The 13,334-nt window shown below is 33.8% G+C and carries 16 protein-coding genes and 1 tRNA gene; 11 read left to right on the forward strand and 6 right to left on the reverse strand.

The features are described from left to right. Positions 1–180 precede the first annotated feature (180 nt). From AAHM80_RS02850 to AAHM80_RS02860, 3 genes are all read left to right on the forward strand, one after another. On the forward strand, positions 181–558 hold the full coding sequence (locus AAHM80_RS02850; RefSeq protein ID WP_410521522.1) for a DUF6314 family protein: 378 nt from the start codon (positions 181–183) through the stop codon (positions 556–558). Between the two features lie 264 nt (positions 559–822). Further along, positions 823–1,551, forward strand: coding sequence for an IS110 family transposase (locus tag AAHM80_RS02855; RefSeq protein WP_342260220.1), 729 nt, complete (start codon positions 823–825; stop codon positions 1,549–1,551). Positions 1,552–1,596: 45 nt separating this feature from the next. Next, entirely contained in the window at positions 1,597–1,764 is a 168-nt protein-coding gene (locus tag AAHM80_RS02860; RefSeq protein WP_342260221.1) for a hypothetical protein, read from the forward strand. A 414-nt stretch (positions 1,765–2,178) separates the two neighbouring features. Here the strand turns inward: AAHM80_RS02860 and AAHM80_RS02865 are convergent, their stop codons facing one another. The 3 genes from AAHM80_RS02865 to AAHM80_RS02875 all read right to left on the reverse strand — a co-directional run bounded on the left by AAHM80_RS02865 (position 2,179) and on the right by AAHM80_RS02875 (position 3,922). Further along, positions 2,179–2,913 carry a Bax inhibitor-1/YccA family protein gene (locus tag AAHM80_RS02865; protein WP_341751895.1) on the reverse strand — a complete coding sequence of 245 codons (735 nt, stop codon included), beginning with the start codon at positions 2,911–2,913 and terminating at the stop codon, positions 2,179–2,181. Between the two features lie 174 nt (positions 2,914–3,087). Beyond that, entirely contained in the window at positions 3,088–3,315 is a 228-nt protein-coding gene (locus tag AAHM80_RS02870) for a hypothetical protein (RefSeq protein WP_341747492.1), read from the reverse strand. A gap of 70 nt (positions 3,316–3,385) precedes the next feature. Then, positions 3,386–3,922, reverse strand: a complete 537-nt coding sequence (locus tag AAHM80_RS02875; RefSeq protein WP_342260222.1) for a hypothetical protein — start codon at positions 3,920–3,922, stop codon at positions 3,386–3,388. A 186-nt stretch (positions 3,923–4,108) separates the two neighbouring features. On the opposite strand from AAHM80_RS02875, the gene tnpA reads away from it, so the two are divergent. Then, positions 4,109–4,540 carry an IS200/IS605 family transposase gene (gene tnpA, locus AAHM80_RS02880; RefSeq protein WP_342259494.1) on the forward strand — a complete coding sequence of 144 codons (432 nt, stop codon included), beginning with the start codon at positions 4,109–4,111 and terminating at the stop codon, positions 4,538–4,540. On the opposite strand, the gene AAHM80_RS02885 is transcribed toward tnpA, so the two are convergent. Continuing rightward, positions 4,485–5,471 (reverse strand): hypothetical protein, encoded by a 987-nt coding sequence (locus AAHM80_RS02885; RefSeq protein WP_342260223.1) that lies wholly within the window; start codon positions 5,469–5,471, stop codon positions 4,485–4,487. The genes tnpA and AAHM80_RS02885 overlap by 56 nt on opposite strands. Before the next feature lie 258 nt (positions 5,472–5,729). Here AAHM80_RS02885 and AAHM80_RS02890 point away from each other — a divergent pair. The 4 genes from AAHM80_RS02890 to AAHM80_RS02905 all read left to right on the forward strand — a co-directional run bounded on the left by AAHM80_RS02890 (position 5,730) and on the right by AAHM80_RS02905 (position 8,182). Beyond that, positions 5,730–5,814, forward strand: a tRNA-Leu gene (locus tag AAHM80_RS02890). A 274-nt stretch (positions 5,815–6,088) separates the two neighbouring features. Next, complete coding sequence (gene tolQ / locus AAHM80_RS02895; RefSeq protein ID WP_342260224.1) at positions 6,089–6,814, forward strand: protein TolQ; 726 nt, start codon at positions 6,089–6,091, stop codon at positions 6,812–6,814. After that, positions 6,814–7,248 (forward strand): protein TolR, encoded by a 435-nt coding sequence (gene tolR, locus AAHM80_RS02900; protein WP_341747488.1) that lies wholly within the window; start codon positions 6,814–6,816, stop codon positions 7,246–7,248. Before tolQ ends, tolR begins: the two co-directional genes overlap by 1 nt. Beyond that, the gene (locus AAHM80_RS02905) at positions 7,238–8,182 is read left to right on the forward strand and encodes a cell envelope integrity protein TolA (RefSeq protein ID WP_342260225.1); all 945 of its coding nucleotides are present in this window, start codon (positions 7,238–7,240) and stop codon (positions 8,180–8,182) included. The genes tolR and AAHM80_RS02905 overlap by 11 nt, the downstream gene beginning before the upstream one ends. Before the next feature lie 70 nt (positions 8,183–8,252). Here AAHM80_RS02905 and AAHM80_RS02910 read toward each other — a convergent pair whose 3' ends face one another. After that, entirely contained in the window at positions 8,253–8,777 is a 525-nt protein-coding gene (locus tag AAHM80_RS02910) for a disulfide bond formation protein B (RefSeq protein WP_342260226.1), read from the reverse strand. Between the two features lie 154 nt (positions 8,778–8,931). Here AAHM80_RS02910 and AAHM80_RS02915 point away from each other — a divergent pair, with 154 nt between their 5' ends. From AAHM80_RS02915 to AAHM80_RS02925, 3 genes are all read left to right on the forward strand, one after another. Next, positions 8,932–9,432 carry a helix-turn-helix domain-containing protein gene (locus AAHM80_RS02915; protein ID WP_342259385.1) on the forward strand — a complete coding sequence of 167 codons (501 nt, stop codon included), beginning with the start codon at positions 8,932–8,934 and terminating at the stop codon, positions 9,430–9,432. Beyond that, a complete protein-coding gene (locus AAHM80_RS02920) occupies positions 9,426–9,986 on the forward strand; it encodes an IS630 family transposase (protein ID WP_342259384.1) in 561 nt (186 codons plus the stop codon). Before AAHM80_RS02915 ends, AAHM80_RS02920 begins: the two co-directional genes overlap by 7 nt. Positions 9,987–10,197: 211 nt before the next feature. After that, positions 10,198–11,775 (forward strand): lysine--tRNA ligase, encoded by a 1,578-nt coding sequence (locus AAHM80_RS02925; protein WP_342260227.1) that lies wholly within the window; start codon positions 10,198–10,200, stop codon positions 11,773–11,775. A 263-nt stretch (positions 11,776–12,038) separates the two neighbouring features. Here AAHM80_RS02925 and AAHM80_RS02930 read toward each other — a convergent pair whose 3' ends face one another. Continuing rightward, positions 12,039–13,313: an MFS transporter gene (locus tag AAHM80_RS02930; protein WP_342260406.1), complete on the reverse strand. Its 1,275-nt coding sequence runs from the start codon at positions 13,311–13,313 to the stop codon at positions 12,039–12,041. Between the last annotated feature and the right edge of the window lie 21 nt (positions 13,314–13,334).

The following is a 13,334-nucleotide window of genomic DNA, read 5'->3' on the forward strand; positions in this document are numbered from 1 at the left end:
GAATGGGGACAATAAACAAGGGGTGAGCAGACTAGCTATACATGAAGTAGTGAGTACGCGAAATCTCCGCAAGTATTTACAAAGAAACAATTCTTCAAAGTAGAAGAGTATATATTTCATAACCTGGTTGGAACATATGCTATTACGAGAATTTTAGGCAATTATGGTACAGCTAAAGGAATCGCTTACTTTATAGAAGATAAAGGACATAGCTCACCTCATTCACGTATATTATACAGAGAGGAGCTTGATGTTGAATATTATGGTAATACCAATAGGGTAAAAGCTTTTAAGGAGTATCTATACTCTCTAGAGCAAAACAAAATTGTTAAATATTTTGTTAATGAAAATAACAATGGTTTATTTTACCAATTACATTTTATCTCTAATATTCCTTTTCAGGATAAAGTTCAGGCTAAAGGTACACATCAATGCAACTTGGATATTTATCAAGCTAATTACACATTTTTAAATAAGAATTCTTTTGAACTGAGTTATAAAGTTTTAGGTCCTAACAAAAATTATACGATAAAAACTAGTTTTACTAGAATAGCCTGAACTCAATATAATGTAACATTACCGTACCTTCAATGTCACCCTAGGGCAGTTTAAAGGTCTCAACTAATGACAGAAAATACTAAATTAGACCTTATATCTTAAGAATGTGTTATAAGTAATTAAAGAGGGTGACTTGAATAGACCTTGACTAAAATAGTCGCTAAGAGAATAAGTACCCTCTTTTTGGTAGTTTACCTTGAACAAATTGCAGAAGGTGGTCTTAAAAAGAGCAGCCTTGCACAATAAGAAGAAGGAGATTATATCATGAATAAAATAATAGGTCTAGACGTAAGTAAAAACTGGCTTGATATATGTGTATATAATACAAGAGATAAACCTAAATATCATCGTTTTGCCAATGATGCAGCTGGTCATGAAGAGATGATTAAATTAGCAAAAGAGCAAGAGATTAAGCTAATAATATGTGAACCTACTGGAGGATACGAAGCTGAGATTTGTCAAAAGCTGGATAATAATAACCAACAAATACATAAGGTCAATACATATAGTTTTAATTCTTTTAGTAAATCGGTGAATTTGTGTAAAACTGATAGGAAGGATGCATTTAAATTAGCATATTATGCGGATAAGATGCAGCTTTCAGCGAATTATATATATCAAGTTGAATCAGAGACTTTGAAGAGATGTCAACAAAGACGAGAAGATTTAGTATTAATGCTTAGCAATGAAAAGAAAAGACTACATCATAGCATTGATGGTATTGATAAAGAGAGTATAGAAAAGCTCATTAAATTTTTACAGAATGAAATAGCTGAGCTTGATAAAAAGTTAAACAAAACAATAGATGAGTCAGAAGAGTTAAAAGAGAAGGTAAAAATATTAGAGACTGTACCTGGTATTGGTAAATGTTTAGCTACAAAACTAATTAGTTTTGTACCTGAATTAGGGGATAAAAATTATAGTAGCAATGAATTGTCATCAATTGTTGGTATAGCTCCATATGCTCGTGATAGTGGTAATAAGCAAGGATGAAGATTTATTCGAGGAGGCAGGAAAATACCTAGAGATGCTTTATACATGGCAGTATTAGCTGGTAAGAATGGTTTCCAATATTTAAAAATTTTATATGATAGGCTTGTTAATAATTTTAAACCTAAGAAAGTTGCGATAGTTGCTTGTATGCGTAAGTTACTTGAAGTGTGCCATAAACTTATTCAACAAAAACGTGTTTTTGTTATTAAATAATATTTATCTATTTTTATAAAATTTAGATAAAAGATAATTGCTCTTTCGAAACTCTACTTCTAGTTGGTGATTTGCACGTCGATGCGGTACTCGAATCCGTAACGGAATTAGAGTACGCTGTGGTTCGAGGTAAAGCGTCTCCTTCAAATCCCTTCAGCATAAGCGAGTTTCGAAAGAGGTCTATTATAGAAACAAATAATTGTCATCGCGAGCCACAAAGTGGTGTGGCGATCCAAATAAACAGCTTGCTGTTTTATTTTTTGCCACTGCAACTTTTGGATTGCCACGTCGCCGCTTGCAGCGACTCCTCGCAATGACGATTTAACAACAGCACTTCGCTAATAGACAATTTTTTAACTCACAACTGTTGTGCTTTCACGGAGATAACAGCTCTGTATAACTACAACTGTAATACTAGTTTCTTCTATTACCAAAGAATCTTAGAAGATGTAAGAACAAATTAATAAAGTCTAAATACAAATTAAAAGCGGCCATTATGGACATTTTTTGTCCTAACTCTCCACCTCCAGACATAAAATACATAGACTTAATTTTTTGAGTATCCCATGCAATAATACCCATAAATATACCAACCCCAATGAGAGACGTTGCAAAATATATAGCTGAGCTTTGTAAAAATATGTTGACTAGTGACACAATGATAAGACCAAATAACCCCATGATAAGAAATGACCCCATTGATGTCAAATCCCTATTGGTACTATACCCATAAAGGCTCATTGCACCAAAAACAGATGCACAAATAAAGAAAGTTCGAGCAATTGACTCTCCTGTATAGATAAGCCCGAGGGATGCTAAAGACATACCAGTTAAAGCAGCATAAACCCAAAACAATACTTTAGTAGTATCTAGACTCATCCTGCCAAATCCCATAAAAAAGTACAAAGCAATTCCCACAGGAGAAATCATTACCAATGTTCCCAAACCGGTATAGCCCATGAACTGTCCATTTGCTTCAACTTGAAATAAAAGCCTAGTTAATGGCTCAAATGATATAGTAGCAAAAGCCATTACTCCAGTTAGCACAAGAGCTAAAGCCATATAATTATAGACCTTAAGCATATATTCTCTCAGTCCGACATCATATGTTTTCTGAGTAGCAGTAAAAGTCTTTGTGTAATCAATCATAAGAAACCCCATGAATCATGTTATTATTTATACTATAATAGTATAAGCTTCATACCTTTTCTTTTCAAGAAGAAAATCGTGAAATATTTATTTAAATTATCATGAAACGTTTATAAAAGCAAAGAAAAGATTAGAGAGGAAATTTTATAATTTAGTTTCCTAGATTAATATTTATTATTCACTAACACTATCAGAATTATCATCATTACCAGCAAGTTTCAACTCATGTATCTTGCCATCCGCCGCATTCATTTCGTCCCAAATAGAAATATTATAAATTTTAGTACTTTCAGCATTATTATTAGTACTTCTATTTTTAGGTAATTTATCTTCATTATCTTCTAAGTCAGCTAGATAACCCTTGTCTATATCATCTTTTATGTTTTTAGTTTTTTTGGGCATACAATATTTATGTCAAATGTAAGATTTATAAAATTAAAAATGTAGATATCGATCCTGAGTTTTTATTAAGTTATCTTGTAAAACCACTAGATTGCCCATGTTTTTTGCCTGTATTGGGTGCATTGGGTGTAGCATTACTTTGAGATGTGGAAGCCATATATGGAGACATAGTTTCTCCCAGCTTTTTTGCCTCTGTTTGCATTTTTGGGTTATCTTTATGTTCTAGTATAGCTTTTTTAGGAGCAACGGACGATAATCTATCTGTTGTTGATACATCTTGACCATGAAGAATTGTCATCGTTAGTGGGTCAGGATGATCTCCAATTATTGTACGCATTTCTGCCTCTTCTTTTAAACTAGGAGTAAGTGTGTCTGCGAGATAATCTCGTAGATTTCTTGCCTGCATTCTCTGCTCTAGACTAGGCGAATCTGGAATATCATTAAGCTGTGCATACGCTCCTTTCAGGTCTTCATTACCTGCTACTGATGTCAAAAGTGATTCTGTTACATTCTGAGCAGCAGCATTCTCTAATGGCAGAGCGTCGTCTACTCTTACTGTTCTGTCGAACCATTTCTCATCTGGTGGAGGTAGCTCGCCTTGTTGCACTACTTTTGATTTATTTGCTGATTCATGCTTGGCAACAAGGCTGAATATATCAGCATTAATAACTCAATGATAGGTAAGCCACTAGTTTGACTAGTGAGACCATCAAGGCTTGGCCTTTAGATTTAGTATAAAATAAAAAGTTATCATATATAACTTCTTTGGCTTGACGGTCAAAGGAGAAAATATATGACAACATACGAAAGTTTAAATCATTCTAAATGGGATTGCAAATATCATATTGTGTTTATTTCAAAGTGTCGTAAAAAAGAATTGTACGGGAAGGTTAGAAAATATCTTGGGAACGTATTCCATGAGTTAGCTTTTCAACGTGGGAGAAAGATCATAGAGGGGCATATGGTACAAGATCATGTGCATATGCTCATCAAGATTCCTCCTAAATATTCTGTAGCTGAAGTAATAGGCTATATCAAGGGGAAAAGTGCTATAGCCGTTGCTAGGCAGTTTGGTGGACGAAAACGTAATTTTAATGGAGAAAAGTTGTGGGCTAGAGGTTATGCGGTCTCAACTGTAGGATTTGAAGAGAATCAGATCAAACACTACATTAAGAATCAAGAGCAACTTGATAGTTTAGGCTCTGACGAATCAGGAGAATTTTAATTAACAATGGCAGCCCTTTGGGCTGCTCATAACCGTCAAGCCCCTCGCTTTGCGAGGGCGTTCTGACTTTGGATAGCATTGGCTTTCCGTCTGTATCAAGAGTACTCGGGTCAAATAAGTAAGGTTTCTTAGAGTCTGTCACTAAGTTCTTAAAAAGATCTTTCCACTTGGGATGTGGGACAATACATTCCCAAACTAGTTTATTAAATTCTTTCTGACTTTCTTTATCAAGACCATTGGAATCTCTAATTTTAATTATAGTATCAAATAATTTTTGAGCATGCACTGCTTTCTCATTATTTTGCTCTTTATCCACGAAGTTAATTGAGTGTACGTTGTTACTATGTTGCAACATTTTTGCAAAATCTGCAATAACTTTTTCTGGAATATCAGCAGAAGCTAAAGAAATTTTAGTAGAGTTTCGATTCAAAAGAGATTGTGGTAAATATACCATGTCATCTGTTCTAATTTCGTTATTATCTAAATTTATATCAGTAATAGTAGAATTATTAGCAAGAAGTGTTGCAACTTTTTCAGCTCCTTTATCTCCTAGATTATTATTCGATAGATCAAGATCAGTAACAGTTTCATTATGATCAAAAGCGGATGACAAAGCTCCCATGCCCTCACTTCCAATTTGGTTATTACTTAACTTTAGAATCTTAAGCTTACTATTCTGAATAATGCCTGCAACTAGCTCAGCTCCGCCATCTCCCAAATTGTTACTAGATAAATTAAGCTCGGAAATTGGATTTTCTATAATAGCCTCTAATATCTCTTTGTCCAATTGAACCTTACTATTAGATAAATCAAGAGCCTCGACATTCTTTTTTCTTAGCTGTGTTATTAATTTTGCTTTTTCTTTAGGATTTGTAAGGTCTATGTTCTTGTAATTAACAGAAACTGATTTTGGTTTGAATATATTTTTCATAAGAAACCTTAATTAATTAAAACTAACTATAATTAACTATGCTTCTTATCACTTTGTCAAGATAAGATAACAAATACGACAAGGATAATTTAGGTTGTGTGAACATTTCTATCTAATGGTCTTATAGATCGTTATTTCCGTTCTCGAATTCGTAACGGAATTTAGTCCAAGGCAATTTAGTTATTTACATGATACAAAGATATTGCTATTTTGTCTACAAAAGTTAAAAAAATATGAACTAATTTTTAGGGATTTAATGCCTCTGTGGTGGAATGGTAGACACGGTAGACTCAAAATCTACAGCTCAAAAGGCGTGCTGGTTCAAGTCCGGCCAGAGGTACCATCTATAATACCATTTCCCAAAACTAAATTGCTACTCGGAGTACGAGTGTCGAGCACCGGAGCGTACATACTAGTACGTGAGGAGCGGAGATCATGAAGTACGACGACGTGATGATTAGTTTTCGGAAATGGTATAACTTCAAGAAGAGCTAGCTGTGTGTACATGAGTAACGGAGCAACTTCGATCTTTAGGTCGCGGAAACCTTAATTCTTGAAGGTCTAGCTGAGTATATATACAGAAACAATATTTAGGCAATGAAGGTTAGTTACATCAAATGAGTACACATAACAATATTAATGACGTTGTAGAAATTACAGCACAAAGTGGTTCATCAATTTTCTCTATGATATCATCCACTGATATTATAGGAAAATCTGTTATGATAATTTTGGTAATCGCTTCAATTTGGGCATGGACAATAATTATAGATAAGATAGTTCATTTAGTTCAAATAAGAAAAAAAATTGCAACTTTCGAAGCTACTTTTTGGTCTGGAGCAGTTTTAGATCAGTTACATGAAACTATTAAAAGAACAATGAATAATCCTCTTGCTGCAGTTTTTGTAGCAGCTATGAACGAATGTAAACGCCAAAATCCTAACAACCTCACTGATGCACTTAAAATTAGCCATAAAGAGCGAATAATACAATCTATGTACTTGATAAGGAATCGTGAACTTGAAAGATTAGAGCAAAATTTAGGTTTTTTGGCAACTGTTGCTTCTAGTACACCATTTATAGGGTTATTTGGTACTGTTTGGGGGATTATGCATAGTTTTCAATCTATTGCAGCATCAAAAAATACCTCACTTGCTATCGTAGCTCCTGGCATTGCAGAAGCTCTACTTGCAACAGCAATAGGTCTATTTGCAGCAATTCCAGCAGTGATTTTTTATAACTACCTTTCTTCACAAATAATTAAGATTAATAATAAAATTGATGATTTCATTAATGAGCTTAGTTCTATACTATCAAGAGCCATAGATGAAGGGAAAATGTAATGGCTATACAATTACCAAATTCAAATAACCAAAGATATAGACGTAATTTAGTCAGCGAGATCAACGTTACACCACTAGTTGATGTTATGTTAGTGCTATTGATCATCTTTATGATAACCTCTCCAATGCTAGTGTCCGGTATTAATGTTGATTTACCAGAAACAACTTCTAGCCCACTGTCAGGACAAGATGAACCGTTAGTGATTAGTATTAACAACAAAGGAGAATTATATTTATTGGAATCTAAAATAGAGAGACAAAATTTAGCTACTAAGCTAACTAATATTACAAAAGAAAAGAAAGATATTAGAATTTTTGTAAGAGGCGACAAAAATGTGCCATATGGCGAGGTAGTTAGCGTTGTATCTGAAATCCATGCAGCAGGCTTTTCTAAGGTAGCACTAGTTTCAAATATTAAATATAATGAAAAATAATAATATTTTTTCTATTTCTTTTATTTGCTCCGTAGTACTTCATTTACTAATAATATATTTCTTCTTATTTGGTCTTCCATCATTGTTTAAAAAATCTCCTGAAGAACAAGTAATAGTTTTTGAAATGTTACCAATTAGTAATCAATCTAATGTACCCAATAAAACCAAACAACCTGAAAAAGCTATAGAAAATCAAGATACAAAAAAAGTAGAACAAAGCAAACCTGATGATACAGAAGAGAAGAGACCCTTAGAGAAGCCTCTAGAGAAACTTCTAGAAGAAAAGAAACCTGTAGATACAAAGCCTATAGAAGAAAAGAAACCTATTGAAGACAAGCTTCCTATCGAGGAAAAGAAGGTTATAGATAAAAAACCTATAGAAGAGAAGAAGCCTATAGAAGAAAAAAAGCCTATAGAAAAGAAGAAGCCTGCAGAAGAAAAAAAACCTGTAGAAACAAAGAAGCCACTCGAGAAAAAAAAGAAAATTCCTAATAAAAGTGACTTAGATTCTTTGCTTAAAAATTTAGAACAATCATCTGAAGGGTCGAGTGCAAAATCAAATAAACAAGCTAGGTCCAAAGAAAATAAAGAAACCCAAGAATCAAAAGGTCCTTACGATGACACATTGCCTCTTTCCATCAGTGAAATATCTCTAATTAAACAACAAATAGAGAGAGTATGGAGCAAACCTATTGGGATACAAAACCTTGAGCAGCTACGGGTAACTTTGTATATAGCTTTAAATCAAGATGGCAGTGTCAAAGAAGTAAAAGTCAAAGAAACAATATGCCCAAATATAACAAAAATAGCTTGTGACGCTCTATCTGACAGTGCAATGAGAGCAGTATGGCAAGCAAGTCCTATTAATAATCTAGACCCTCAGCGTTACAATAGCTGGAAAGAATTTAATTTTCTTTTTGATCCAAGTATGTAAAATATTTGCATAATTATTATATTTTTCAAGATTTATACTTAGTGCTAGTCAAATTTCCTTTATATTAGTATTAATTTTCGGATTTGGGATTAGGATAAAACCAAATAAAGAGTACGGCAAATAATAAAGATAGGTTTAGTAGTAAATTCCATTCTGTCATAGATATATCAAATAATTTAACTGCCGGTTTTGTGCAAGTCGCAATAGGTTGGCTATAAAATATTTCTTTAATATCTTGAATGGATAAGTGCTTTGGAATATGGATTAAAGTTGAACAAAGACTACTTGGTTCAAATATCCCTCTTTCCACTCCACTATGATAGCCTGCTAATATACAAGCACCTAATAAATTTAGAACGATAAAAAATAAAGTATATTTGCTGATTTTCTTAATAAGAATCGCTACAACTGAAATCTTGATTATAAATAAATATGGGAATCTTTGATAAATACACAAAGGGCAAGGTGAAAAATGTAATATATATTCTACAAAATAAGCCAAAGATAAGGCAAAGATGCATGTACAAATTAGGGCTATATGTAAAACTCTAAAGCTATCTTTGCGAATAAAATGGACAATAGAAAGAATAGTCATAAGTAAATACTAATTTTTAAGCGCTATTGTCTAAGAATATTAGAAAAAACTCAAGAGATAAATTTATAAATTTACAGAAACCACGTATATAATACCAATTGCAATAATTAACGCAGTGGTGTAAAATGGGTTTTTAACTGATAAAGGTACTCAAATGGCTAGGTTAATATTACCGCAAGGTTTTCATGGTCATGATTTTATAAAAATGATGAAACATGAGCCGCATGGTCGAAATCGTATACGTTTATTGGCGATGTATTACCTTCAATTAGGCAAATCTTTTAAAGCCATATCTGAAATAGTGAAGTCACACTGGAAAACTGTGCAATCATGGCTCAGAAGATTTAGGAATCATGGTTTTGAAGGATTATTTGAATCACAAAGAAGCGGTGCCCCTAGGAAGATTAACACTATACAAGAGTCTGCTCTTTTTGATAAAATCAATACGCTCAGTGAAAGTAAAACTGGTGGGTATATAACTGGAAAGGAGCTACATATCATGTTACTTGAGGAATATGGTGCTAAATGTACTTTAAAAACAGTCTACAATACTATGCACCGCCTTGGTTTTAGCTGGATTACTTCTCGTTCAATGCATCCAAAGTCAAATCAAGAGACTCAAAATACATATAAAAAAACTTCCCAGACATGCTAACAGAATTATTACCAAAAAATATCGATAGATGTAAAGTTGATATATGGTCTCAGGATGAAACTCGAGTTGGGCAACAAGGTAGCTTAACTCGTATATGGGCTAAGCGTGGCACTAGACCCCGTAAAGTTCGGCAACAGCAATTCATTTCAACATATATTTATGGAGCTGCTTGCCATGATACAGGAGAAGCTTTTGCATTAATTTTACCATATGCAAATACACAGGCAATGAATAAATTCTTAGAAGACCTTTCTCGCAGTATTCAAGGCAACCGACATATAGCTTTACTAACGGATAATGCAGGTTGGCACACAGCCAAAAAACTAACTGTGCCAAGCAATATCACTTTGATACCGCTTCCGCCCTATGCACCGGAACTTAATGCAATGGAACAAGTTTGGGAATGGATCAAAAATCATTTCTTGTCTAACCAATGTTATGGTGTATATGAAGATATCGTCACTATGGCTTGTTACGCTTGGAATCAATTTGCTCATAATGTAGATTTAGTAAAATCAATTATGTATAGAGACTGGATAAATACACCGTGTTAATTATTGCAATTGGTATTATATACTGCTCGTAAATGAAGAGTTGGTAGACGAAGGTCAACTTCAAGAAGAGCTAGGAGTGTCAAAGTCGAGCAGCGGAGCGTACATTAGTACGTGAGCAGCGGAGATCTTTAGACACGACGACGCCAATTCTTGAAGTTCACCGAGTATATTCAATATGCGAAATCAAACTATATGGAAATGGATATTATAGATGTCAGAATTAGAAATTTTAGAAGATGCTGTTAAATCAAATGCTTGGCCTTTTTTAGAAGCAAAAAAAATATTAGATCAACTGGGTAGCAAAATTCCAGCTAAAGGTTATGTATTATTTGAAACTGGTTATGGACCGTCAGGGATACCACATATAGGTACATTTGCAGAAGTTGCTAGATCTATAATGGTGCAAGAAGCATTTAAACAACTATCCAATATCCCAACTAAGATTATCTGTTTTTCTGATGATATGGATGGTTTGCGTAAAGTCCCAAATAATATCCCAAACCTTGATATGGTGGCATCACATATTGGCAAGCCTTTAACATCTATTCCCGATCCTTTTGGCGAATGTGAAAGTTATGGACATTATATGAACGCTAAGCTTCGCTCATTTTTAGATAGATTTGGCTTCAAATATGAATTTTTTAGTAGTACAGAATGTTATAAATCCGGTTTATTTGATCAGATGATGCTTAAAGTCATAGACAAATATGATGAAATAATGGCTCTAATGTTACCAACTTTTCGAGAAGAACGACAGGCAACTTATTCACCTTTTATGCCAATTTGTCCAAAAACCGGTATGGTACTACAAGTACCTATTGCAAAGATCGATCGCTTAGCCGCTACTATTACCTATAAAGACAATGAAGGGAAGTTTGTGGAAGTTCCTGTGACAAAGGGACATTGTAAGCTGCAATGGAAACCTGATTTGGGTATGCGGTGGGCTGCCCTGCAAGTGGATTATGAAATGTATGGTAAGGAGCATATGCCTAATGCTAGGTTATATTCTGAGATTTGTCGAATTTTAGAGGGGATTCCACCAGTACAATTTTTTTATGAATTATTTCTTAATGAAAGCGGAGAGAAAATCTCTAAATCTACAGGAAATGGCATTACTGTTGATCAATGGCTGCAATATGCACCGATGGAAAGTATGTCGTTATTTATGTACCAAAATCCAACAAGAGCCAAACGTTTACATTTTGATGTGATACCTAAAAATGTTGATGAATATATTACCTTCAATAAAAAATATCATTTAGAACTAGATCAAGTAAAGCGTTTTGCCAATCCAGTACATCATATTCATCACGGGAATGTGCCTAATATCGAAACTTTTGGCATTAGTTTTAGCTTATTGCTAAACCTTGCATCGGTTTGCAATCCTGAAGATAAATCGGTACTTTGGGGATTTATCAGTAAATATGCTCCAGAGGCGACGAAGCAAAATGCTCCGTATCTTGATCATTTAACAAATTTTGCCATTGATTATTATAATGACTTTATTAAAGCGAATAAGCGTTATTTAACCCCTGATGCTCAGCAGAGAATTATCTTACAAGAAATCAGCACTATGTTATCTGCTTTACCAGTAGATATTACTTCCGAACAAATTCAAGAGAGGATTTATGATATAGGTAATAATCATGGCTATAGTAATTTACGGGATTATTTTAAAGAATTATATCAAATATTACTTGGGCAAACTGAAGGACCAAGGCTTGGGTCTTTTATTAAGCTTTTTGGTATTAAGGACTCTATAAATTTGATTCAACAGAAACTAGTTTAATCTTAAGTGTCGATGTAAGACTCGATAATCAAGTTTTTTAGAATTATTAAAAGATACGTCTATTAGCGAGGAGTCGCGAAAAGCGGTGTCGTAGCAATCTTTTGAAGTAATACTTGTCCCTACTTCACAACAAAATTGCCGCGTTGGCGATTCCATCGCCTTTCCTCGCTAATAGACGTATAAAGAAGCTGTATTTACTAACTTTCAACAGTTGTGGGATGATATTGTTTTGACGCTAGTACTACAACTATAGTAGTATAATTTTATAAATTGATATCAATTTGCAACTTAATTTTGTTTTTATAATCTTTCTCAAAACATTTTGCCATAAAATATGCTAATATTGCAAAGAACATAAGATATATGATTGGCAATAATTGAAAATTTAGGTATCTCATTAATATTAAACAAACAGAATTAGCGCTGCCAGACATCAACATTGACCCAATATTATGACCAAGACTTACTGCACGATAACGATCATTGACAGCAAAAGCTTTTGTCATTATACCATGCGAAAGAGCATTGAAAGGAGCAACAAAACATGCTAGCATTAAACAAGAACCCAAAGCTAAATTAACCATCTGATAGTTAACGGATATAATAAATAATAGACTAGATACAATAGTACCAAATAAGCTAAACTTAAATACTAACATTTGACTAAGCCGATCTGCTAACAAGCCAGCAATAGGCATAGGAATGGCAAAACATATGGTTATTAAAACTGAAAATGTACTAATAATGAAACTAGTTTGCGGTAGGATCATAGGCAAATATTGTTTCATAAACATAACGGATATTTGATAAGTCGCACCAAATCCACCAGCAAGAAACACTGCCATCAAAATAACTCGCCACTGCTTATTAATTAAAATAGCTAAGCTTTGCGTCTTCGTTTTACTGTCTTGATTCTTTTTAAATTCCGGTGTTTCATCAAATGTTCGGCGAAAATATAAAACGATTAAAGCTAAAGGTAAACTAAAGAAAAAAGGAATACGCCAACTCCAATCTGGAAAAATATGGGCATTAAAAAAATTGGTTGCCCCATTCCCTAGTAATAAACCTACAACCCCAGTACAACGAGTTATTGCTGAAGCTGTATATCGGTATTTCTCCCCTAAATGTTCGATAACATAAATAGCCGCTCCATCATATTCTCCACCTATAAAAAAACCTTGCATAAAGCGACACAAAGCCAAAATTATTGCACCCCACACACCAATAGATGAGTATTCTGGCAGGAAGCCTATAACCATCGTAGGTATTCCAATACCTATGATGGTTATACTTAATGCAGTTTTACGCCCATACAAGTCTCCGATACGGCCAAAAATCAGTGATCCCATAGGTTTTGATAAATATGCTATCGCATAAATAGCAAAAACATTTATTAGATTAGTTAGATAATCAGTATTTGGAAATAATTTTACTGCCATAATACCAGCAGAGAAACCATACAAACCATAATCATAATATTCAACTATTGTACCTAGAAATGCTCCGATAATTTTATTTCTTGTTTTTTTTTTCACTATATACTGCTCTTTAGTACTCTG

The organism is Candidatus Tisiphia endosymbiont of Metellina segmentata, from assembly GCF_964030715.1.
Classification (GTDB): Bacteria; Pseudomonadota; Alphaproteobacteria; order Rickettsiales; family Rickettsiaceae; genus Tisiphia.